The organism is Acinetobacter sp. AKBS16 (assembly GCF_002899995.1).
Taxonomy (GTDB): domain Bacteria; phylum Pseudomonadota; class Gammaproteobacteria; order Pseudomonadales; family Moraxellaceae; genus Acinetobacter; species Acinetobacter baumannii.
This window is the reverse complement of the sequence record NZ_POYH01000052.1, coordinates 41,736-66,475: the sequence shown is the minus strand read 5'-3', so window position 1 is coordinate 66,475 and position 24,740 is coordinate 41,736. Positions and strand designations below refer to the sequence as shown.

Below are 24,740 nucleotides of genomic sequence, written 5' to 3'. Positions count from 1 at the left end.
TTGACCCATTAACTATGAAAGTTCGTACTCGTATTGCACCTTCTCCTACCGGTTTCCCACATGTTGGTACTGCCTACATCGCCCTATTCAATATGTGTTTTGCGAAACAGCATGGCGGGGAATTCATTTTAAGAATTGAAGATACAGACCAGCTTCGCTCTACGCCAGAATCTGAAAAAATGATTTTAGACTCTCTACGCTGGTTAGGCTTAAATTGGTCTGAAGGTCCGGATGTAGGTGGTCCTCACGCTCCTTACCGCCAATCAGAGCGCATGGGAATTTATAAGCAATACGCGTTAGAACTTGTTGAAAAAGGTCATGCTTTTTATTGTTTTGCTACAGCAGAAGAACTTGACCAAATGCGTGCCGAGCAGCAAGCTCGTGGCGAAACACCAAAATACGATGGTCGTGGTTTAAAGCTGTCTCAAGAAGAAGTAGCTCGACGTCTTGAAGCGGGTGAACCTCATGTTATCCGTATGAAAGTGCCTGAAGAAGGCGTGTGTAAATTTAACGACTTACTCCGTGGAGAAGTTGAAATTCCTTGGGCACAAGTCGATATGCAAGTGCTTCTTAAAACAGATGGTTTACCAACCTACCATTTAGCTAACGTTGTTGATGACCATTTAATGGAAATCACTCATGTATTGCGTGGAGAAGAATGGCTTCCATCTGCACCGAAGCATCAATTGCTTTACCAATACTTTGGTTGGGAAATGCCAACGCTTTGCCATATGCCATTGCTTCGTAATCCGGATAAATCGAAGTTATCTAAACGTAAAAACCCGACCTCAATTAACTACTACCGTGATATCGGCGTTTTACCAGAAGCCTTACTCAACTATTTAGGCCGTATGGGTTGGTCAATGCCGGATGAAAGAGAAGTTTTCACATTACAAGACATGATGGATAACTTTGATATTCAACGCGTATCACTAGGTGGGCCAATTTTTGACGTTGAAAAACTCAATTGGTTAAATGGTCAATGGATTAAAGGGTTAACCCCAGGACAACTATTAGACCGTTTATTGACATGGAAAAGTGATCGCAGCACTTTAGAAGACATTGCTGCCGCTATTCAACCACGTATTAATTTACTTTCTGAAGCGGTAAATTGGGCTGGTTTCTACTTTAACCATATGCCACAAATTACGGCTGAAATGTTTGAAAGTAAAAAATTGACTCAAGAGCAAGTTCGTCAAAGTTTACAATTCGCAATTTGGCGTCTTGAAAGTCAGTTTACTTGGAATAACGACACAGTTAGCCAAACTTTAATGGATTTGGCAAATCAGATGGGCATTAAATTACGTGACTTCATGCCAACATTCTTTATTGCAATTGCTGGCTCAACAAGTTCAACACCAGTTATGCAGTCGATGGTTACGCTTGGCCCTGACTTAACCTTTGCTCGCTTACGACATGCGCTAGAAATTGTAGGTGCACCGAGTAAAAAAGAGGTAAAAAACTGGGAAAAGCTTAATGAAAGTTTAAAATTGCCGAAAAATGAAGCAACTAGCGAAGCTTAATTCATTTTTTTATTGACGTGTGAGCGCATTCACCCTAATATTGCGCTCACACAAACTGGGGTCATAGCTCAGTTGGTAGAGCGCTACAATGGCATTGTAGAGGTCAGCGGTTCGATCCCGCTTGGCTCCACCAAGCTCCTTTGTGTTTGCCTCATCAAGTCCCTATCGTCTAGAGGCCTAGGACATCGCCCTTTCACGGCGGTAACCGGGGTTCGAATCCCCGTAGGGACGCCATTTTCTATTTTAAAAATTCCTTTTAAAGACTCTATCGTCACCTTCCTGTCTATTCTTTGACTGCTTCTTGATTGCACATTTGTCTATTTTATCTAAAATAGCGTCTTTCTCAAATTCTCTCAATGTGTAATATGCAGCCATCTGACAAACAACTAGATGCTCAGCATCAGAACAGTACTGCACCTTTAAAAAGAGCCATGAGTACCCGCCACCTTGTCATGTTATCGCTAGGTGGAGCAATCGGTACTGGTTTATTTTTGGGTTCAGGGGAAGTCATTTCACAAACTGGACCTATTGGCGCAATTATTGCCTATATTCTTGGGGGTGCAATTGCTTACATGGTCATGCTCTGTTTAGGCGAGCTGGCTGTACATATGCCCGTTTCGGGTTCTTTCGGCGCATACGCTCGAAAGTACATTAGTCCAAGTACAGGTTACATGATTTCATGGATGTACTGGCTAACATGGACAGCAACGCTAGGAACCGAGTTTACCGCCGCTGCTCTACTCATGCAGGAATGGTTTCCACAAATCTCAATGTGGATCTGGACACTTATTTTTGCAGTAACTATTTTCGGGTTAAATATCAGTTCAACCCGAGTATTTGCCGAGTCAGAGTTCTGGCTAGCGCTAGTTAAGGTCATTACCGTTATTGCTTTTATTGTGCTTGGATTATTAGCAATTTTTGGTTTAATTCCTTTCCACGGCGCTCAAACTGCTCCATTGTTTAGTAATTTAACTGCCCAAGGTTGGTTCCCACACGGTTTTCTTCCTATTTTCACCACTATGCTCATTGTTAACTTTGCTTTCTCTGGAACAGAGTTAATTGGTGTAGCTGCTGGCGAAACTAAAGATCCGGCTCAGAATGTCCCTAAAGCGATTAATGCTGCAATCTGGCGTCTTCTTATCTTCTTTGTAGGCACCATTATTGTAATTAGTGCATTACTTCCTTTCCAACTTGCTGGTTTAGGTGGTGACAACGTAAGTAATAGTCCTTTCGTTACCGTATTTAATTACATCGGTATTCCATATGCAGATGACATCATCCGTTTTGTTATTATTACCGCACTACTCTCAGCGGCAAACTCGGGGCTATATGCAGCTTCACGTATGATGTGGTCTTTATCAGAGCAAAAACTCCTTCCGGGTGTATTTGCAACACTTTCAAAAAGCGGGACACCTATTGTTGCTTTAGTTGTAACGATGTTCGGTGCAATTCCAGGCTTATTATCAGAGCAATTTGCTCCTGAAACCATCTTTAAAAACTTGCTAGGTGTTGCAGCTTTTACTATGGTTATTGTCTGGATGAGTATTTGTTTAAGCCAGTTCAATTTCCGTCGACAATGGTACCGTTCTGGACATACGGTTAGCGATTTAAAATATGCAGCACCGTTATTTCCTATCGTTCCAATTTTAGGTTTTCTTTTCTGCTTTATTACATGTTTAAGTATGGCAGCAGATCCTGAAATGCGTGCTGGCTTTATAGGTTGCTTAATTTTTACTGCCTTGTGCTATCTCAGCTACTTTATTTTCTATCGAAATAAAGCTTAAGTGTTTGTAATTTAAAAAGTGTAGCAAAAAGCTACACTTTTTTTTTGCTTAGAGACTGGCTTTATATAGTCTACCGTTGTAGATTTAAATTTATATTAAAAAACAATTCCTTGTATACAATGAAAATTATATTTATCCATGGGATGAATCAGCAGAATTACACAGCACATCGTTTAAAAGAGCACTGGCTAAAAGTATTTAAACTGGGCTTAAAACAATTGCACTGTAGAGTTAATTTAAGAGATCTACATATACATATGCCATTTTATGGCGATTTAATGACGAAGTATCAATTATCCAATCAACTTGATCTTAATACTTTACTTCCAAAAACTTTTAATTTTCATTTACCCATCCATTTACATCATCAGCCATCAACCCCCAAGGAACATACTCCTTTTATACCCCATCTCCCTCTTTCACCCGATCAACCAGCACAAAGCTTATCAGAGCGTTTATATTTAACTTCACAGATGGTGAAAGATCGCGTTCTTAAGGAAATGGTGGTTCTTTTAAATAATTTTCCAAAATTACATGAAAGTTTAATTCAGCAATTCTTGATTGAAACTTATATGTACTTATCTAATCCTGATTTTATGTATGAGGTTCATCAAAGAATTTTAAAACAAATGCATGATGATGAAGATTGTATTGTAGTCGCCCACTCTTTGGGTTCTGTGATTGCCTATCATTTATTATCAGATCCTTCTTATCAGTTTTCAGTACAGCGCTTTATTACCTTAGCATCCCCTCTTTCTTTTCGCGTCATACAAAGCAAACTCCCCACTCCCATTGAACGTCCTAAATGCTTAAAGGGCGACTGGTATAACTTTTATTCTAAAGATGACTTTTTAACCGCTTTTCCATTAAGTGAAGCACCTTTTAATTTTACTCCCCCCATTATTAATCAAGAGATTTTTACTTTTGCCAACCAACCTCATGAAATTGTCGGTTACTTACAGCATCATGCTGTGGTAAAAACAATTATTGAGCCTTTCCAATAAAAAACATCTATAAACGTATATATTTTCTACAATTTGAGTTATTTTTAAGCGCTTAACTGATTTTTTTAATATTTCTTCAGAAAACTATTTGACACTTTTATTAAATCGACCTAATATAATCCCCGTAGGGACGCCAATATTTTTCAGATGTATGCCTCATATAAGTCCCTATCGTCTAGAGGCCTAGGACATCGCCCTTTCACGGCGGTAACCGGGGTTCGAATCCCCGTAGGGACGCCAAATTCTAAAAAGCCACTGCATAACGACAGTGGCTTTTTTCTTATCTAGACAATAAAAAAGCTGGTCATAAACCAGCTTCCCATCATACTTATTTAATTTGCGATTCCAACTTGAACCTCTAGACGGCCTGATTGAACACGTAGTCCTTTTATTTCGAACTGATCTACTAGTTGCTGCACAAGCTCACGACTTTCTCTTAAAATATTGAGTCCCGGTAGAATACTAAAGTCGGTTAAATTTAAAAGTTTTTCTACCATCCATGAACGGTTATTAATGAAATCAATAAAACCTGCTTGCTCAAGGTCAATGAACCACATTCGATGACCATCACGCTGAATACCCGGAATATCACGAATCAAATGATTAATCAGCGATGGAATAGGCAACATATTAATCACTTCAAAACCTACTCGACCAATACGGCGAACAGCCCAATTCGATAATGTTCCACCATGACGTATTTGCACATCCAGACTTTCATCCATTTGACGTAAGCGTAAGAACTTTTCTTGTCCAATGCGGCATTCCAATACTCGAAAATCTAAACTTAGGCGATATAGAAAACGGTGATAGTGTCCATCGATTTCAACTTGAAACCGATCATTGCCACATTGAACTTTAATATCATCAATTTCCGAACGATCTATGCGTTTACGAATTTGACTGTTTAATAGCATTTCAGGCAAATACAAATTCAAGGTACTTTTACCTAGAAAAGTACGTGCCATGATTAAAGCAACCTGTCTTGCAGTTTCACTTGTTTCAGACACCATATCTCTGACAGTCCCTGCTGCCAGATTAGTCATACCCACCACTCCACGCTTTGTATGAGATGTCACTTGATCTAAAGCATCTAGGGCTGCATCAGCAACTTCAGCAAGATTACGTGTAGTATCACTAGCAAACCCGACGGCGTCTTGCGCATGCTGTAATGTTTTATGCAGCAAACGGCGTGAGAATGACAGTTTTATAGGGTCAGGATTCCCTGAAACTGTTGATGTCGTTGTAGGCTTCGACTTATTGTCATCTTCTTGACCCAAGTCCCTCTCCTTTTTATATTTCTTTCACATCCTATTAATGAGCATTTCAACTCATTTCCAGTGTTGGACACACTTGGTTTTTATCTAGATTAGCATGCTCTACAGTATTATTTTAATTTTTATGTGTACGCATAAATCATCGTTTTTTTATATACCCTTGTTTCAAAAAAGTATTTTATATCGGATATTCACCTCAACTTTTTAATCAGCTACAAATTTTTTTCTTTCTTTGCATTTCCGTTAGAATAGATTCAAATTTAATGTGGAGCTGTCATGCAATATCGTTGCCCTCAATGTCAAAGTGTTAAAATTATGCCGGTGAGCCAAGGTGTTAATAGTGCTAAACCTGTTGTGCCTAAAAGCTTAGTGATTTTAGTTCCTGCCATTTTTGTACTTTTACTCTTGGTTGTTATTAGTATTTTTATGTGGATTTTTGGCAATGGTGCAGGCAGCTCTCTTCAAATTGCAACAGTAGTTGCATTTGTGGTTACTGTAGGCGCAGGTTTTATGTTCTGGCGCGATTTGCCTGATTTTAAATTGTCTATGCAAGCATTTATGCAGTCACAAAAACATTGGAAATGTCGTGACTGCAATCATGAGTGGGAAATTTAAAACTATATTCACATCAGCTTAATGCTGATGTGAATGTGTCTTGTCATTATCGTTATGCTCGTGTGAAGTATGTTGAGCAATATGCTGACAGTTGATCTCAGCATCATCTTCAATTTGCAATGTCACTTCACCAATACCATGCTCATGAGAAAGCATTTCAACTGCATCTTGATAGAGCTTATTACGGTCAGCTTCAGGCGCAAATAAGTGCACGGTTAAATGGATATTTTTAGACGTAATTGCCCAGACTTTGAGTTGGTGAATACTCTCCACACCATTTAATGAAAGTAAATCTGCACGTAGCTTTTCAATATCGACTTCTTCGGGTACACCTTCGAGCAAAATATTAATACTTTGTTTAAGTAAAACCCATGTTCTTGGCAATACCCAAAATCCAATCAGTACCGCAATAAGCGTGTCAATCCAGTACCAATTAGTGAAGTAAATAGTAATTGCACCAATAATAACGCCAACTGAGCCTAGTGCATCACTCAATACTTCTAGATAAGCACCTTTCACATTTAAGCTGTTATTGGCACTCGACATGAGAATTTTCATTGAGATGAGGTTTATTACCAAACCAATGGACGCGACAATCAACATTCCCAAGCTTTGAATTTCAGGTGGCTGCGAAAAGCGGATATAGGCTTCATATAAAATATAAATTGCCACCACAAAAAGCATAAGTGCATTAAATAAAGCGGCCAGAATTTCAAAGCGCTGATAACCGAAAGTACGTTTATTATCGGCAGGACGTTTAGAAATCTGTATGGCAACCAAAGCAATGGCTAAAGCAGCTGCATCTGTAAACATATGTGCAGCGTCAGAGAGCAATGCCAAACTTTGTGTGATTAAACCTGCAATCACCTCAACAATTAAGAATGTCGTGGTAAGCGCCAAGGCTATCGTTAATTTTTTAGCATTACCTTCAGTCACTACAGCATGACTATGATCATGACCATGATGTCCACCCATTTTGCGGACTCCTTTTTATTTATCTTTATGGTGAGTTAAAAGTAACGATGAAGACACCTTTACCTTTAACTCTTACAAACACTTTTTCGACTTAAATTTTGTAATCAAAAAAGATATCTCAAATCGATGACATTATGAATGCTCAACACTTTTCATCTTGCCTTCATTCATCCATCGATAAATGACTGGTAATAAAACCAAAGTTAATATCGTAGATGAAATAATGCCACCAATAACCACTGTTGCTAAAGGCCGCTGAACTTCTGCACCAGTTCCTGTTGCCAAAGCCATTGGAATAAAACCAAGTGAAGCAACACAAGCCGTCATAAGTACCGGTCTTAAACGTAAGATCGCCCCATTCCACGTGGCTGTTTGAATATCAAATTTTTCTCTAAGCTCTTTAATAAAGCTCAGCATCACCAAACCATTCAAAACAGCAACACCAGATAAGGCAATAAACCCAACACCAGCCGACATGGACAGCGGGATATCTCTTAGCCAAAGGGCAATTAGACCACCCGACAAAGCAAACGGCACACCGCTAAACACCAGCAAGCTTTCTTTCACATTATGGAATACAGCCATGAGTAGAATGAAAATCATAGCAAGCGCCAATGGAACAACTATTTTCATTCGTGCAGCAGCTGAAGCTAAATTTTCAAACTGACCGCCATATTCCAACCAATAACCCGCTGGCAGTTGTTCTTTTGCGAGTGTTGTTCTTAACTCTTGAACAAATGACCCTAAGTCACGGCCTTCTACGTTCGCAGTAATAATGACACGGCGCTTCCCATTTTCACGTCCCACCTGATTTAGGCCTGAGGTACGTTCAACTTTAGCTACATCTTGAAGTTGGATAAGTCCACCATTTGGCAACTGAATCGGAAGTTGAGCTAAGTTTTGGATGGTACGCTGCTGGTCTTCTAGGCGAATTTCAAAATCAAATCGTCTATCGCCTTGTAAAATCTGTCCAACATTTTGTCCACCAACACTTGCAGCAACAATATCTTGAATAGCTTTGGCAGATAATCCGTATTGCGCAGCCAGAGGACGATTAATTTCGACACTCAGCACCGGTAAACCGCTAGTTTGTTCTACCTTAACCGCGGTAGCGCCTGAAATTTTTTGCACTTTCTGAGCGAGTGCCTGTGCCTGCTCATTAAGTACTTGCATATCGTCGCCAAAAATCTTGACGCCAATATCACTACGAATCCCTGAAATTAGCTCATTAAAGCGTAGCTCAATCGGTTGAGAGAACTCACTGTTATTCCCCGGTAAGGTTGCCAAGAAAGCTTCCATACGTGAACGTAGCTCAGCTAGCGTCTCTTTCGGGTTTGGCCATTGATCATGCGGTTTAAGCAAAATGACCGCATCAGAGATATTCGGCGGCATCACATCAGTTGCAACCTCAGCTGTCCCTGTTCGAGCAAAAACAGCTTTCACCTCTGGAAAGTTTTTCAAAATGAGCTTTTCAGTATTTTCCTGCATTCGCAGTGATTGCTCGAGACCAGTACTCGGTGAACGCATTTGCTGCAGGGCAAAGTCACCTTCACTGAGCTGCGGAGCAAATTCACTACCCATTTGGGTCGCTAACACACCTGTGAGCACTAAAATACTTAATGCAAAACTAACAACTACTATCTTAAGCTGATAAGCCTGATCGAGGACATCTCGGTATTTCTGCTTTAAAAGCTGCATCCAACGTGTTTCTTTTTCTTTCACTTCACCCGTAACAAAAAGAGCAACTGCCGCAGGTACAAATGTCACAGAAAGAATCATGGCACCCAATAATGCCATCACCACTGTCATCGCCATTGGATGGAACATTTTGGCTTCAACACCAGATAAAGCAAAAATAGGTAAATAGACCACTAAAATAATCATTTGCCCAAAAATAAGCGGTCGACGAGCCTGTTTTGCTGCAAGGAAAACTTCTTTGAATCGTTCAGACCGTGTAAGAGGCCGATGTAGAGCATGCTGTGCTTCTGCTAGACGTCGAATACAGTTTTCTACAATAACTACCGCGCCATCCACAATAATCCCGAAATCAAGCGCTCCTAAGCTCATGAGGTTGGCACTAATGTTTTGCTCAGCCATTCCCGTCAGAGTAAACAACATCGATAATGGAATAACGCAGGCTGTGATTAAAGCAGCTCGAAAATTTCCTAGAAAAATAAACAAAATCACAATAACCAGAATCGCGCCTTCTACAAGGTTCTTCTGCACCGTCGCAATTGCTTTATTTACTAAGCTCGTCCGGTCATAAACCGTCTCAATTTCCACTCCTTTAGGCAAGGTAGATTGTATTTCCTTAATTTTGGCATCAACCGCCTGAGCAACTGTACGGCTGTTTTCTCCCATCATCATCATGGCAATGCCAAGAACGGTTTCCTCACCGTTGTAAGTTGCAGCCCCTGTTCTTAAATCGTGTCCAATAGAGACATTCGCCACATCTGCCACGCGGATCGGCAAACCATTTTTGGTACTTACAGTAATGTTTTGAATATCTTCAACACTACTTAACATGCCCGGCACACGAACGGTGAGTTGCTCTCCGTTTTCTTCGATAAAACCTGCACCGCGATTTTCATTATTTTCTTGCAGAGCAGTTTGAAATTCATTGATTGAAATCTGAAGCTGCTGCAAACGTTTTAAATCAGGTGACACAATATAGGTTTTATTGTAGCCACCGATACTGTTAATTTCGGCCACGCCTTTCACACGCTGCAATTGAGGACGTACAATCCAGTCCTGAATTTCACGTAAATCCATGGCTGTATAGGCGGTGCCATCTGCTTTCTTAGCGCCTGTTTTTGCTTTTACCACCCATTGGTAAATTTCACCCAAGCCCGTTGAAACAGGAGACATGATAGGATCAACTGATTCGGGTAGTTGGCCGTCCGCTTCTTGTAAACGCTGGTTAATCAGTTGTCTTGCCCAATAAATATCTGTCCCATCTTTAAAAATGATGGTGACTTGGGAAAGCCCATAACGAGAAATAGAGCGAGTTTGTTCCAGATTTGGAATTCCTGCCATCGCATTTTCAATAGGATAGGTAATCCGCTGTTCGACCTCTAAAGCGGTATACCCATTGGCTTGAGTATTAATCTGGACTTGGGTATTGGTAATATCTGGAACGGCATCAATAGGGAGTTTTTGATAACTCCAAATGCCAACACCAATCCACGCCAGAACAAAAAGCATGACCCAAATAGCATTTTGAATAGCAAACTGAATAACTCTGTCAAACAGTCCTTCTGGCTTGGGCAGCTCAGGTTTATTAATGTCCATGCTCAGCCTCTCCTTTTTCCAATTCGGATTTCAATAAGAAGCTGCCGTCTGCAACATAGCGCTGGTTTGGATTAATTCCTTTTACAACTTCAACCCATTGACCATCTTTAGAACGTTGGCCTAGCTGTACAGTGACAGGTTCAAACTCAAAACCTGTTTTGACCATTTTTGGTGTAAAGATAACGTCTTTACCTTCAACTTGTTGAACTGCTTGCGCTTTTACACGAGTCACTTTTTGTGTTGACTCTGCATTTAGCTCAACGTTAACCATCAAGTTTGGACGCAACTCACTGCTATTTGCCAAAACTTTGGCACGCACTTGTAAGCGTCCAGTCTGAGCATCTGCCTCTGTTGTTAAACTTTGAACCTGAGCAGAAAATGTATTCCCAGTTTGTAAAGATTTAAATTCAATCTCTTGATTTGGCTGTACATTGATATTTGCATTGCTTGGTAAAATAAATTCCAGCCATAACCGATCAAGCTGATTAATAATAAAAAGCTGATCTGCTAACTGTACGTTTTCACCCACTACAATATCTTTATTACTCACGATACCCGCAATTGGCGCTGTTAAGGTATAACGCCCTGCTGAACCAGAACCTGCCCCGAATGCACTTAAGCGTGAGCGAGCTGCTTTAACCTGAATTTGTGCTTGCTGATAAGCGTTATAAGCTCGTTGATAATCTTGTTTCGCGGAAATTCCTTGAGACCATAAGCTACGTTCACGCTCATAGTCCTGACGTGCTAACTCAAGATTAGACTGGGCTATTTGCAAATTGGCTTGCTGATCGACTAAATCTGGCACTAATAAGCTTGCAAGTACCTGGCCTTTTTTAACTTGTTGTCCTAGTTCAACATATACCGCTTCGACTCGACCACTAAAACTTGGCGAAACATGGGCTTGGCGGTCAGTATTGACTACTAGTTTGGCTGGATAAGTCTGAAGTTGAGGAACTTCACCTAGTTCAGCTTGTTCAATTTTTAAATTTTGTTCCTGCATTTGCTGAGCAGTGAGTAGTAGTGGTTTTTCTCCCTCATCATGGTGTTCTTCACCCTCTTCTTCAGCATGCCCGTGGCCTTCCGATGGTTCCGAAGAATTAGATTTATTTTTTGAATTTAAAACGAGTAAACCAATTAATATTGCAGTAATGGCAGCAATTACTCCAACCCAAAGCCATTGAGAATTTTTCTTTAAATTTGCCGACATTATTATTCTCCTGCCTGAGTTGAAAAAGTTTGAGCTTGTTGCCAAGCACGTTGATTAAGTTGCATTAAGGCATCTTTCGCCATGATCTGTTCTGGCTCTAGCCCAAGGCGTAAACTTTGAATTTCAATTGAATTTTGCCAAGCCTGTTTTAATAGCTCGACTTTACGTAAGCGCACATCTTGCAACTGCATTGTGGCTTGCTGCACATCGGTAACGGCAAACTTACCCAAACGGAAACCTTGCAATGTTTTTTGTTGAACCTGAACGGCAAGAGGAACTTGCTGATCATTTAATTGCTTGAACTGAATATGTAAGCCTTTTAACTCTGACATCAGAGTTTCAATATCCACTTGATTCTGCTGTCGATAAAAGCTCTGTTGTCGTTGAGACAGCTCTTGTTTGGCCTGAGCAATCTTGATTCCGTATTGTTGACGATTAAAAAGATTTAAAGGAATTTCCACCCCTAAGCGGATTTGATTTTCCGTACGCTGCTCTGGGGAACGAGTGTTATTCACCCCCAAAGTTACCGCAGGTTGTGGTCTTGCTTTTGCCTTCAGCTGTTGAATAGTGGCTTGCTGCGCAAGAGCATCTAGTTGAAAAGAGCGCTCTAGCAAATTGTTTTGTCGATCTTGACCAGACTCTACATCCGCTGCCAATACCCACAGCTGATTAGAACTTTGAGATAGTTGGATCTGATTTGAATCACCGCCCCATAAGTTGGCCAGTTGCTGTTTAGCAACTTGTAGTTTCAAATCGACCTGCTGATATAAACGCTGGTTTTCCAAGTGAGACATACGTACCCGATCTACATCAACCTGAGCAATACTCCCTGCCTGATAACGCTTTTCCGATGCAGACAAGTTCTCTTGGCTAACTGCTAACTGTTCTCCAATGAGAGACTTTTCAAGTTCAAGCAAGGCCACTTGTGACCAGAAATATTTAACTATTAACTCAAGCTCAGCCTTATAACGTTGTTCGGCCAAGTCAACCTTTGACATTTCTACTTTAGCTAAATGCTGTGCGGCCTTACGCTGCCCAAAAATATCTAAAGGCTGAGAGATGCCGATCGCGAGTTCTTTTTCTTGGTCACTCTGCAAACCTGTTTGCTCAATAGAAAGACTTGGATTTGCCCATAAGCGACTTTGTTTTAATTGCGCCTCAGCCATTTGCTGCTGTGCCTGCCAGACACCTTGTTGAGTTTGATAGCTTTGTGCTCGCGCTAATGCCTGTTCAAAACTAAAAGCTGCTTTTTGGGTATAAGAGCCCTGTTGAATATCAGAAGCAGCATTTGCCATTTGTCCCGCCAATAACATGACAATAGACAGGCTTGAGATGGTTACAACCTTTTTCAACGTTATCTTAACGTTACAACCCAATAAGTCGGGATGGTTCACCCGATTTGAAAAAATAGAAGACATGTTTTAGCCCCGCAATAAATAAAAGATGCGGTGGGCTTTTTTTGGCTACCCCACCTATAGCGGGGTTAAAACAGGAGGCGGTTTTAAGGCACTAAGATGTGGAGACTGGTAAGAATTAGACCAATGATAAATTTGTGAAAGTTCATGCACATGCAAAACAGGGGTTTGAGCTTGTTTTGCAACTTCTGTCATGACGACATGAAAACATGTCGGTAAATGATCATGATGGTCTTGTAAGTTTAAAGGTGCTTTATGAGCAGCATCTAAAGTCTCAGTATGTTCAACATGGGTATGTGAAGACGTTTGATATACATTTAAAGCTGCATGATGACCAAAATGATGTAGTGCTTTTTCTTGATTTTCATGCGCGCAAAAAGCCGCTGCTATATTCCATAAACTCTGGAATATAAGCAAACAGAATAAGACGGACATGAAAATTGCAGAACGTGGCAACAGTACACCATGGCTGTTAGAAATTGCACGAAGCAACTATAGCAGGCGAGCTACATGTAATAAAATTACAAAACGTTGATTTATGGGTTCCATTCTTAACCCAGATGTTTCCTAAGTTTTTTAAAAATAATTTTTAAGAGTAATGTTCATGTATAAAACATTGACCACTAGCCTACTAGTAACTTGTCTTGGCTTAAGTGGATGTGCAACTTCTATTTTATCGACTGCCCTTCCGAATGAGACGACTGAGGTCCAAACAACTATTTTAAAGACAGATCAAATTATTGCACTGGGGCAAACCATTAAAAACCAGCAAGAACAAGGCGTCGTATTTATAGGACAAGACTTTAATTATTTAATGACGGAAGGAAGTTCGGAATTTTTAAATATCATTAAAAATATTCCTGTAAATCAAAGAACTTTAATTATTCCATCTCCTCTGCTACTTGAAATGGATGACCCTACGCATTTTCATGGTGAACTCAAGTTTCAATACAATATTCCCGCTTCAAAACTTTCTGATCAACAGAAAGAAAATTTAAAAAATTTAGGTTTTAAAAATCATTTTATGGTTATGGAGAACCAAACACAGCTTTTATATCCCTACGCTATTATTCGTTTTAAAGGCCAAATTTATCAAACCAGTCCTACTTTAAAAGTTCAACAAACGATTCCAACTCCATATCCAATCGCCTTACAACAAAAAGATGAAATAACCAAGAAACATCCGTTTAAACGTGTAACGCGTATGGCGCTTTATCCTTTAGCGATGGCATTTGATATAGTGACGGTAGCCCCTTCTCTCATCTTGTCAGATTTACGAGGTGACTTTACTAAATAAGCACCCTTACTAATCTAAAAACAAAACCAGCCCTTAGGCTGGTTTTGTTTAAGAAAATTTCTTTTGTTTGATATTTATAAATTTTCTCAATTTTTTTATTTTGAATAATCATTTGTTCTTAAACTTTTTAAATTCTATTTTCATGTTTGTATACCAATACTTTTATAGAAATTTCGCTAAGCGTAAAAACACGTGTAACTTTTATGTAAGCTAAAACTTCATCATTTTTCATCCAAATGCGCTATATCAGATTTACAAAAAATAACATAAGATTTTCATATAAGGGACTAGCTTAAAAGTGTGAGTCAATTCAATCAAATTGAGGAACAAGGGGAGACTGTCATGAATATGAAAACAATCAAGCATGGGCTTAATCACTTGTTTGCCTTTGAAAACTTACCAGCCGATATGCATTCACAAGCTGAGGATGAAATTGAACAAGGCTTACGCTTTGAAGAGTTAGCCATACAAGATCATGAACGTATGCAGAATTGGTTAGATATTACCCCAAATGACCGCAATGCGATGTGGTGCTACCTCCGTGCAGCTTTAAGAGGTAATGCTGACGCTTCCTTTAAACTTGGTATTGGCTATTTAAATGGTCAATTTGGTTTAGATAAAAACTACACTGAAGCTGAAAAGTGGTTAAACAAAGCAGCAAGTCAGGGACATCCTGATGCTGAACGTTGCTTACAAGAAGCTTTTAGTAAACTTGCCTTCTAACAAAAAACCAGCCCTTAGGCTGGTTTTTAAATTTAGCAGTAATTAACCGCTAATTTTTTTGTATTTCTTGCGATGAGGCTGAGCGTCATCACCTAGCTTAGCACGGCGATAAGCTTCAAACTCGGTATAGTTACCTGTATAGAACTCTGGTTGTTCATCTTCAAATGACAAGATATGAGTCGCAATACGGTCAAGGAACCAACGATCATGCGATACAACCATTACTGTACCCGGGAATACCAAAATTGCATCTTCAAGTGCACGTAAAGTTTCTACGTCCAAGTCGTTTGATGGCTCATCCAGTAAGATAACGTTTGCACCTTGCTGTAAAATTTTCGCAAGTTGTAAACGGTTACGCTCACCACCTGACAATTCACCTACGCGTTTTTGCTGATCTTGGCCTTTAAAGTTAAAACGACCAATATAAGCACGTGATGCAATTTCATAATCGCCCACTTTCAAGATGTCTAAACCGCCAGAAACTTCTTCCCAAACCGTTTTGTTATCATCTAAAGTGTCACGAATCTGACCCACGTAAGCCACTTTAACTGAATCACCAAGTGTTACAGTACCGGTGTCAGGTTTTTGCTCACCTGTCATCATACGGAATAAAGTCGTTTTACCGGCACCGTTAGGACCAACAATACCTACAATTGCTGCTGGTGGTACGGTAAATGACAAGTTTTCGTAAAGTAAACGATCACCAAATGACTTGCTGATATTTTCTACTTCAACAACCTTGTTACCTAAACGTGGACCAGGTGGAATATAGATTTCAGAGGTCTCATTACGCTGTTGGAATTCGCGTGAGTTAAGCTCTTCAAAACGCTCCATACGCGCTTTGTTTTTCTTTTGCTGACCTTTCGCATTTTGACGAACCCATTCAAGTTCTTTTTTCAATGCTTTAGCAAAAGATTCTTCTTGTTTCTGCTCTTGTTCTAAACGAGCATTTTTTTGCTCCAACCAAGAAGTATAGTTACCTTGGTAAGGAATACCGTGTCCACGGTCAAGCTCCAAGATCCACTCGGCAACGTTATCTAAGAAATAACGGTCGTGCGTAATCGCCACGATTGTGCCAGGGAAATCTTTTAAGAATCGCTCTAACCAAGATACAGACTCTGCATCCAAATGGTTCGTTGGTTCGTCAAGAAGCAACATATCTGGTTTAGAGAGCAATAAACGGCAAAGTGCTACACGACGGCGTTCACCACCAGAAAGCTTAGTTACATCTGCATCCCAAGCTGGAAGGTTCAAGGCATCTGCCGCGATTTCAAGCTGGTTATTTAGGTTATGTGCATCCCAAGCATGGATAATTGATTCTAATTTTTCCTGCTCTTTCGCAAGCGCATCAAAATCAGCATCTGGGTCTGCATATTCTGCAAATACCTGATCAAGACGCTCTAAAGCATCTAAAGCTTCACGCACACCATCTTCAACGTTACCACGAACGTCTTTAGTTGGATCAAGTGGCGGTTCTTGCTCTAAATAGCCGATTTTAATTCCAGGTTGTGCACGAGCTTCACCAGAGAAATCTTTATCTACGCCAGCCATAATACGAAGCAAGGTAGACTTACCCGCACCGTTCAAACCGAGAACACCAATTTTGGCACCCGGGAAAAATGATAAAGAGATGTCTTTTAAGATTTCGCGCTTTGGCGGAACCATCTTAGACACTCGGTTCATCGTATAAATATATTGGGCCACGCAGGACTCCTCAATTGAAAAACCAATACATCGCAAGACGCGACAAAATAATCGCGCGTATTATACGATGAAAACACTAATGACTTGAAGTTATGATTTCCATCGTACGGATTTATCAAACAATTTTCTTTTTCAATAAGTTGCAAAATGTTTATGTATAAGATTTATACAACGTTTCAGCGTATATTTTTCTATCTATATTCCTAAAATTGGATAACAAACCAGAATTTCTGCAATTTTCTATATAAATTTTAAGCTAGACTCGCTCAATATTTAACTCACGAAGATGAAGTAATCATGACTTATAAAGATGAAACCTTAGCCATTCACGCAGGCTACACTCCAGAAGCAACCACTAAAGCTGTTGCAGTCCCTATCTATCAAACAACTTCGTATGCATTTGATAACACACAACACGGTGCCGACCTTTTCGATTTAAAAGTTCAAGGCAATATCTATACCCGTATTATGAATCCAACCACAGCCGTACTTGAGCAGCGCCTTGCTGCGTTAGAAGGCGGTATTGGGGCATTAGCTTTGGCATCGGGAATGGCAGCTATTACTTACGCAATTCAGACCATTACTGAAGCTGGAGATAATATTGCCTCAGTCTCAACTTTATATGGTGGAACGTACAACTTATTTGCTCATACCTTGCCAAAACAAGGCATTGAAGTTCGCTTTTTTGATTATCAAAAGCCTGAAAGTTTACGTAACTTAATTGATGATAAAACTAAACTTGTTTTTGTTGAGTCAATCGGCAATCCGCTTGGAAATATCATCGATCTAGAAGAAATTTCGAAAATCGCCCATGAATATGGCGTACCTGTCGTTGTTGATAATACAGTCGCTACCCCTGCTTTATTAAAACCATTCCAATATGGCGCCGATATCGTCATACATTCTTTGACTAAATATATTGGTGGTCATGGCAATAGTATTGGTGGTGCGATTATCGATAGCGGTAAGTTTCCTTGGGGTAAATATCCGGAGCGTTTTAAAGTATTGAACACGCCAGACCCAAGCTATCATGGTGTGAACTATGTAGAGGCATTAGGTGAAGCTGCCTATATAGCAAGGGCTCGCGTTGTACCATTACGTAATACAGGCGCAGCTATTAGTCCGCTCAGTGTTTTCTTAATTTTACAGGGTCTAGAAACGCTTAATTTACGGATGGAACGCCATACTGAAAATGCACAAAGAATTGCGGAATATTTGCAAAATCATCCGAAAGTAAAATGGGTCAATTACGCAGGCTTAAAAGATCATCCACAACACCAACTTGCGCAAAAATATGTAAAAGGTAAACCTTCTGCAATTTTATCTTTTGGGGTTCAAGATGGCCGTGAAGGCGGTACTCGCTTCATTGATGCCCTCCAGCTATTTACCCGCCTTGTGAACATTGGTGATGCGAAAAGTCTGGCGTGTCACCCTGCAACCACAACTCACCGCCAACTCAACGAACAAGAACTAAAAGCTGCTGGTGTAAGTGAAGATATGGTACGTCTTTCAATTGGTATCGAGCATGTTGATGACCTCATTGCCGATTTAGAACAAGCACTTTCATCCGTATAAATTTTAACCCCATCTAACAAGCCTCTGGAATATAGAGGCTTTTTTATTTTTAAGTGATTTAACTATTAAGAATAATTAATGGATTAGGGTAATAATTTAGAGTTTTTACTCTAAATAAATTGTTAAATTTCATATATTTACATACTAGACAATTTTTAAACATCTATTAAGATAAGGCAATATTTAGGAGTTCATCAGGATGAACCAACGGTTGTAAAAATAAAAATTACATACCGGAATAAATAGCCCCTGCCCCTACTTAGGTAAAATGCTGTGAATAAAAAATTAGAAGCTCTGTTCCAGGAAAAGGTACAAGGTAAAGTCATCTTAGTGACAGGCGCCTCAAGTGGAATCGGTTTAACGATTTCCAATAAACTTGCTGACGCTGGTGCGCATGTTTTACTGGTTGCCCGTACTCAAGAAACATTAGAAGAAGTCAAAGCAGATATTGAAAGCCGTGGCGGTCAGGCATCAATTTTCCCATGTGATCTGAACGACATGGAAATGATTGATCAGGTTTCTAAAGAGATTTTAGCTTCTGTTGACCATATTGATATTTTAATTAATAACGCAGGTCGCTCTATTCGTCGTGCCGTTCATGAGTCTTATGACCGTTTCCACGACTTTGAACGTACTATGCAATTGAACTACTTTGGCGCTGTACGTTTAGTGCTCAATATTTTGCCTCACATGATTCAACGCAAAGATGGGCAAATTATTAATATTAGTTCGATTGGTGTATTAGCAAATGCAACCCGCTTCTCGGCTTATGTTGCTTCTAAAGCTGCGCTTGATGCATTTAGCCGTTGTCTATCGGCAGAAGTTCATGCACATAAAATTGCAATCACTTCAATTTACATGCCTTTAGTGCGTACACCAATGATTGCGCCGACCAAGATTTATAAATATGTACCGACTCTCTCACCTGAGCAAGCAGCCGATTTAATTGCTTATGCAATTGTGAAACGTCCAAAACGTATTGCAACTAACTTAGGCCGTTTGGCTTCTATGACCTATTCAGTGGCCCCTGGCATTAACAATATGTTTATGTCGATTGGTTTCCGTCTGTTTCCAAGTTCAGATGCCGCAAAAGGCAAAAAAGCTGAAAAACTTAACTGGGTGCAAAAAGCATATGCACGCATTTTCCCTGGTGAGCATTGGTAATTTAAAATATTCAGCAAGCTTAAATAAAAAAGCGCCTCATGAAAGGCGCTTTTTTATTTGGTTCTATTTACGCATCTAAAAACTCGACATGCCCTGTTTTAACATCGTAAATCGCGCCAACAATCGCTATTTCACCACGATCCAGTAAGTCTTTAAGTACCCTACTGTTATTAATAATATATTGGATATTGTAGTGAACATTCATAGCAGTTACCTGATTTACGAAGGTCTTGTTTAATTCACGGGGTTGCATAATGTCATATACACTTTCTACCGAATGCATGAGCGGACCAAGCACATATTGAATATGCGGCATCTCTTTGACATCGGAGATTTGTTTTTGCTGTAAGCGTAACTGACATGCACTAGTCACTGCACCACAGTCAGTATGACCTAAAACTAAAATGACTTTTGAGCCTTTGGCCTGACAAGCAAACTCAAGCGAGCCTAATACCTTTTGACCTGCAATATTACCTGCAATCCTTAAACTAAATAGATCACCAATACCCACGTCAAAAATCATTTCAGTTGGAGCACGTGAGTCCATACAGCCCAAAACGGCAGCAATTGGGTGCTGGCCTTCATCTGCAGTAACACGAATTTGGCGATAAATATCACGTTGCAAGCGCTCATTTTTAACGAAACGTTCATTTCCTTCTTTAAGTAAAGTAATGACTTGCTGTGGACTTAATTTACGTTGTAGATCTCTCGTACTAATGTAGATATCCAGTACCGCATCATCTACCTCTTCATAGTGCTGCTTAAATCCAATAAGCTTAAGGTCGACTTGGCGTTTAACTGCCGTCTCATTTTGATAGTCTTGAATGACTTGATAAATATCCGGATCAATCGAATCACATTGAGTGGCATCAATAATCAACTGTTGATCTTTATGAACATGTTCCAAGGCAGAAATGAGCGCGGAACGATTCAGAAAAGTCACTTGTGAAGGAAGCTCAATACGCGTCACGATTCCATGTAAATGCTTTTCTTTATAAACACGAACACCTTTATTGAAGTTGCCATATAAAATAAATGCACTACTGGTAAATAGCCCCACCAAGATTCCGGTTAATAAATCTGTCAACAAGATCGCAACCAAGGTAATAATGAATGGTAAAAACTGTCTCCAACCTTTTTGGTAAAGCTGTTTGAATAACTTTGGATGAGTCAGTTTAAAACCAGTCACGATCAAAATTGCTGCAAGTGCAGACAAAGGAATCATGTTCATGAGTGGGACAAAAAATAGAATGGCAAGCAGTAACAACACACCGTGAATAATGGTTGAGCATTTACTACGTGCACCTGTATTGGCATTTACAGAACTACGGACAATCACTGAGGTCACTGGCATTCCACCAATTAAACCCGACACAATATTACCTGCTCCTTGCGCCCATAACTCACGATTAGGTGGAGATGAACGCTTTTGAGGATCAAGTTTATCTGCTGCTTCTAAATTTAGTAATGTTTCTAAAGATGCCACGATCGCAAGTGTAATGGCTCCGGTATAAATTAATGGTTCAGCTAAATAGCTAAAGTCAGGAAAAACCAATACCTCTTCTGGTGCTTGCAATATATTTGGTAGTTGAATCAAATTATTACTTTGCACAGCCCATGAAGAACCGATACTTATTAAAACAAAGTTAAAAACTGCTGCGAGTACCACGGCAATTAAGGCAGAAGGCAACGCTAACTTTTTAAGTGGGCTACTGTCCCAAGCTAAAATTAAAAATAAGCTCAATAGTCCAATCAATGCTGCTCCAGCATCAAATTTTTGGATAAACGTATCCGATGTAGCAGTCCAAACTTCTTTCCATGAAAAATCAGTCAACCCAAATAAATAAGGTAACTGTGTCACAATCAGAATGGCACCAATGGCTGCCAATAATCCTAAAATGACATTGTTTGGAATAAAGTTAGCAAAGAAACCCAACTTAAATACACCAAACAGAATTTGTAAAATTCCTGCAAATACAATACACAATAAAAAGGCGGCATAATTGCCGCCTAATTGATCGAGTTGTACAAGGATGACCGCAGTCAACCCTGCTGCTGGGCCAGAAACGCTGATATGAGAGCCACTCAGCAGGCCAACAATAATTCCACCCACTATTCCAGCAATAATGCCAGAAATAATTGGAGCACCTGAGGCTAAGGCAATACCCAAACATAAGGGTAAGGCCACGAGAAATACGACCACTCCCGAAAGGAGGTCGTTTACGTGAAATCTATTTTTCAGTTCTAAAGCCGGCATAAAAACAACCATTTATAATATAAAAAACAATCAATTTTTAATGTAACTGCCTGAAAGTGAGGAACTTACTTCAAGGCTTTATCGATATTGTCTGACAACTGAATCGGGTTAAAGTTGAGTTATGCTATAACGTTGTATAGTTGATTGTAGATTTCACGACGTTTTTGTTGATCTTAAGATTCACCTCATCTTTATGAGCGTGATGTTTTAATAAAACATAGCACTAGCCATTTGGAAGACGATTTAGAAACAATAAAAAAGCCTCCCGTTTAGGAGGCTTTTTTAAGTTCTCTAAAGGCTCTTATTTAGAACCCTTAATTCCTGCTTGTAATAATAATGCACCAAAACCACCAATTTTTTGCTCTTGTGGTTTTTCTTGCTTACTACGCTGCGGACGTTCAACTTGATCTTTACGCGGTTGTGGACGTTTACCTTGTGGTTTACGCTCAGAACGCTGTTCGTTATTTTGTTCACGACGTGGTGGACGCTGTGCTTTCACAGGTGCCGCACCTTCTGCACGCATACTTAAGTTTACACGGTTACGTTCAACATCAACTTGCATAACACGCACTTGTACGATCTGACCTGGTTTTACCACTTTATGCGGGTCAGAAACGAACTCATTGGCTAATTCAGAGATATGAACCAAACCATCTTGATGCACACCAATATCAACAAAAGCACCAAAATTCGTCACATTCGTTACAACACCTTCAAGCTGCATACCTTCAGTCAACTGAGCAACTTCAGTAATGTCTTCACGGAATTTAGCTGTGCGGAATTCTGGACGAGGGTCACGGCCCGGTTTTTCAAGTTCTGCTAAAACGTCTTGAATAGTTGGCAAACCGAATTTGTCATCAACAAACTCTTCTGCTTTAACCTGACGAATAATTTCGGTATTACCAATAATGTCTTTTACCGTTGTAGCTTTTGCTGCAACAATTTTCTCAACAAGACCATAACTTTCAGGGTGAACAGCAGATGCATCTAATGGCTCTGAACCATTTTGGATACGTAAGAAACCAGCAGCCTGTTCAAAAGTACGTTCGCCAAGACGCGGTACATTTTTAAGTGCCTGACGTGTGTCAAAACGGCCATGCTCTTTACGGTATTCAACAATTTGCTGTGCAATTGCTTTATTCAAACCTGCAATATAAGCCAAGATTGCTGGTGAAGCAGTATTTACATCTACCCCAACAGCGTTCACACAGTCTTCTACAACTGCATCAAGTGTTTTTGCTAAACCAGTTTGGTTCACATCATGTTGATATTGACCTACGCCAATCGACTTCGGATCAATTTTAACAAGCTCAGCAAGCGGGTCTTGTAAACGGCGCGCAATAGAAACTGCACCACGGATTGAAACATCAAGCTCTGGCAGTTCCGCCGCAGCAAGTTCACTTGCAGAGTAAACAGAGGCGCCTGCTTCACTTACGGTTACGCGAGTTAATTTAAGATCTGTATTTGCAGCCATCATTTCAGCTACAACAGCTTCTGTTTCACGGCTCGCAGTACCATTGCCAATAGCAATAAGCTCGACATTGTATTCACGACATAGACGTGCAAGCTCAGCAATTGAGCCTTCTTTATCTTCTTTAGGCGCAAATGGATAAATCGTGCTATGTGCAAGTACATCACCAGCTTCGCTTACCACAGCTAGTTTCACACCAGTACGAATACCAGGGTCGACACCCAAAGTCGTACGGCTACCAGCTGGCGCTGATAACAATAAGTGACGAAGATTTTCAGCAAACACCTGCATTGCTTCTGCTTCAGCAGCAAGACGTTTTTCTGTAAGTAATGAATGCTCGATTTGAGGACGAACTTTACCTAACCAGAATAATTTTGCAGTTTGTTTTAAAAAATCTTGACGTGTTTGTGGCTGAACCTGATCAAGGTTGTATTCAGTTTCAATACGAGCCAATGGTGCATCATCTTCGCCATCAACTTTTAAACCGAGTACATTTTCTTGGCGGCCACGTAACATCGCCAATAAACGATGTGATGGTAATTTGTTTAGGCCTTCAGAGAATTCAAAGTAATCACGGAACTTTTTGCCCACTTCTTTCTTCTCTTCAGATGCAACAGTACTTTTTAACACTGCTGTTTTTGCGAAAGTCGCTTTTAATTCTGTAGTAAGAGGAATGTTTTGTGCCCAGTCATCAATCAGAATATGCTGGATTGCGTCTAACTGACTTTCAACGTCCGGATAGTCTTCATGACTAAAACCAGCCAATGCTTCTGTCGGATCAATTTGTTCTGAAATAATTTTTTCGGCAATTGGTCCAAGGCCCGCTTCTTTCGCCTTGAAAGATTTGCTCGTACGTTTAGGACGGTACGGCGCATAAATTTCTTCTAAAGCATTTTTTGTTTCGGCTGCATTCACCCGCGCCAACAAGTCATCATTCAATTTATTCTGTTCTTGCAATGACTGAATGACCTTTTCACGGCGCTCATATAAATCACGTAAATACGCTAAACGAGTATCTAATTGGCGTAACTGCGTATCATCTAAACCTTGTGTTACTTCTTTACGGTAACGGGCAATGAATGGAACACTGGCACCTTCATCAATTAAGCGGATGGCAGCTTCTACTTGGTTTGGACGTACGGCAAGCTCACTTGCCAACTGCTGAACTAAGTCAGTCATCGTGTTTGATCCCACAAGGATAAAGTTTAAAAGCACTGATTATAAAGACCAAGACCATAAAATCCACACTTGTTTGCGTATTCAAAACGTTTTTTTGTATTGACTATGAATTTTTCACATTCTTATGGCCGTAAAAAAGTTTTTTCTGTGACTCATTTGGGCCTTTAAGCTAGCCTTTTACCTTTTAAAAAATATGAAATTTATAGATACTTCTTTAATTAAAGAAAATTTTTAATATAAATTATGAGAAAAAGAACATATTGATACATTGCCAGGACG

The 24,740-nt window shown here is 40.0% G+C and carries 17 protein-coding genes and 3 tRNA genes; 11 read left to right on the top strand and 9 right to left on the bottom strand.

What is annotated here, in order from left to right:
- Positions 1-14: 14 nt before the first annotated feature.
- From gltX to C1642_RS09205, 6 genes are all read left to right on the top strand, one after another.
- On the top strand, positions 15-1,523 hold the full coding sequence (gene gltX / locus C1642_RS09230) for a glutamate--tRNA ligase (protein ID WP_000868422.1): 1,509 nt from the start codon (positions 15-17) through the stop codon (positions 1,521-1,523).
- 57 nt (positions 1,524-1,580) lie between these two features.
- Positions 1,581-1,656, top strand: a tRNA-Ala gene (locus C1642_RS09225).
- Positions 1,657-1,681: 25 nt separating this feature from the next.
- Positions 1,682-1,757: transfer RNA gene (locus tag C1642_RS09220), tRNA-Glu, on the top strand.
- Between the two features lie 131 nt (positions 1,758-1,888).
- Complete coding sequence (locus tag C1642_RS09215) at positions 1,889-3,307, top strand: amino acid permease (protein WP_001183126.1); 1,419 nt, start codon at positions 1,889-1,891, stop codon at positions 3,305-3,307.
- Positions 3,308-3,426: 119 nt separating this feature from the next.
- Entirely contained in the window at positions 3,427-4,311 is an 885-nt protein-coding gene (locus tag C1642_RS09210; protein WP_001988038.1) for a hypothetical protein, read from the top strand.
- 164 nt (positions 4,312-4,475) lie between these two features.
- Positions 4,476-4,551 (top strand) — tRNA-Glu (locus C1642_RS09205).
- Between the two features lie 92 nt (positions 4,552-4,643).
- Here the strand turns inward: C1642_RS09205 and C1642_RS09200 are convergent.
- Positions 4,644-5,591 carry a hypothetical protein gene (locus C1642_RS09200; RefSeq protein WP_000529525.1) on the bottom strand — a complete coding sequence of 316 codons (948 nt, stop codon included), beginning with the start codon at positions 5,589-5,591 and terminating at the stop codon, positions 4,644-4,646.
- A 273-nt stretch (positions 5,592-5,864) separates the two neighbouring features.
- Here C1642_RS09200 and C1642_RS09195 point away from each other — a divergent pair, with 273 nt between their 5' ends.
- Entirely contained in the window at positions 5,865-6,203 is a 339-nt protein-coding gene (locus C1642_RS09195) for a hypothetical protein (protein WP_001200011.1), read from the top strand.
- An 18-nt stretch (positions 6,204-6,221) separates the two neighbouring features.
- On the opposite strand, the gene C1642_RS09190 is transcribed toward C1642_RS09195, so the two are convergent.
- The 5 genes from C1642_RS09190 to C1642_RS09170 form a co-directional block, all read right to left on the bottom strand.
- Positions 6,222-7,178 carry a cation diffusion facilitator family transporter gene (locus C1642_RS09190; RefSeq protein WP_103236233.1) on the bottom strand — a complete coding sequence of 319 codons (957 nt, stop codon included), beginning with the start codon at positions 7,176-7,178 and terminating at the stop codon, positions 6,222-6,224.
- A gap of 132 nt (positions 7,179-7,310) precedes the next feature.
- The gene (locus tag C1642_RS09185; RefSeq protein WP_103236232.1) at positions 7,311-10,469 is read right to left on the bottom strand and encodes an efflux RND transporter permease subunit; all 3,159 of its coding nucleotides are present in this window, start codon (positions 10,467-10,469) and stop codon (positions 7,311-7,313) included.
- Positions 10,459-11,676, bottom strand: a complete 1,218-nt coding sequence (locus C1642_RS09180) for an efflux RND transporter periplasmic adaptor subunit (RefSeq protein WP_103236231.1) — start codon at positions 11,674-11,676, stop codon at positions 10,459-10,461. Before C1642_RS09180 ends, C1642_RS09185 begins: the two co-directional genes overlap by 11 nt.
- Before the next feature lie 2 nt (positions 11,677-11,678).
- Entirely contained in the window at positions 11,679-13,094 is a 1,416-nt protein-coding gene (locus C1642_RS09175; protein ID WP_103236230.1) for a TolC family protein, read from the bottom strand.
- 54 nt (positions 13,095-13,148) lie between these two features.
- Complete coding sequence (locus tag C1642_RS09170; RefSeq protein WP_001138085.1) at positions 13,149-13,547, bottom strand: cation efflux protein, CzcI-like; 399 nt, start codon at positions 13,545-13,547, stop codon at positions 13,149-13,151.
- 148 nt (positions 13,548-13,695) lie between these two features.
- Between C1642_RS09170 and C1642_RS09165 the strand changes: the two genes are divergently transcribed.
- Complete coding sequence (locus tag C1642_RS09165; RefSeq protein ID WP_103236229.1) at positions 13,696-14,388, top strand: hypothetical protein; 693 nt, start codon at positions 13,696-13,698, stop codon at positions 14,386-14,388.
- 342 nt (positions 14,389-14,730) lie between these two features.
- Positions 14,731-15,111, top strand: a complete 381-nt coding sequence (locus C1642_RS09160) for a tetratricopeptide repeat protein (protein WP_001056509.1) — start codon at positions 14,731-14,733, stop codon at positions 15,109-15,111.
- Between the two features lie 42 nt (positions 15,112-15,153).
- Here the strand turns inward: C1642_RS09160 and ettA are convergent, their stop codons facing one another.
- Positions 15,154-16,815, bottom strand: coding sequence for an energy-dependent translational throttle protein EttA (ettA, locus tag C1642_RS09155; protein WP_000090021.1), 1,662 nt, complete (start codon positions 16,813-16,815; stop codon positions 15,154-15,156).
- A 297-nt stretch (positions 16,816-17,112) separates the two neighbouring features.
- On the opposite strand from ettA, the gene C1642_RS09150 reads away from it, so the two are divergent.
- The gene (locus tag C1642_RS09150; RefSeq protein ID WP_000221152.1) at positions 17,113-18,390 is read left to right on the top strand and encodes an O-acetylhomoserine aminocarboxypropyltransferase/cysteine synthase family protein; all 1,278 of its coding nucleotides are present in this window, start codon (positions 17,113-17,115) and stop codon (positions 18,388-18,390) included.
- Positions 18,391-18,663: 273 nt separating this feature from the next.
- Complete coding sequence (locus tag C1642_RS09145; protein WP_001035486.1) at positions 18,664-19,554, top strand: SDR family NAD(P)-dependent oxidoreductase; 891 nt, start codon at positions 18,664-18,666, stop codon at positions 19,552-19,554.
- Between the two features lie 67 nt (positions 19,555-19,621).
- Here C1642_RS09145 and C1642_RS09140 read toward each other — a convergent pair whose 3' ends face one another.
- Both C1642_RS09140 and C1642_RS09135 read right to left on the bottom strand, forming a co-directional pair.
- Entirely contained in the window at positions 19,622-21,811 is a 2,190-nt protein-coding gene (locus C1642_RS09140) for a bifunctional SulP family inorganic anion transporter/carbonic anhydrase (RefSeq protein ID WP_103236228.1), read from the bottom strand.
- Positions 21,812-22,112: 301 nt separating this feature from the next.
- On the bottom strand, positions 22,113-24,461 hold the full coding sequence (locus C1642_RS09135; RefSeq protein ID WP_000131196.1) for a Tex family protein: 2,349 nt from the start codon (positions 24,459-24,461) through the stop codon (positions 22,113-22,115).
- Between the last annotated feature and the right edge of the window lie 279 nt (positions 24,462-24,740).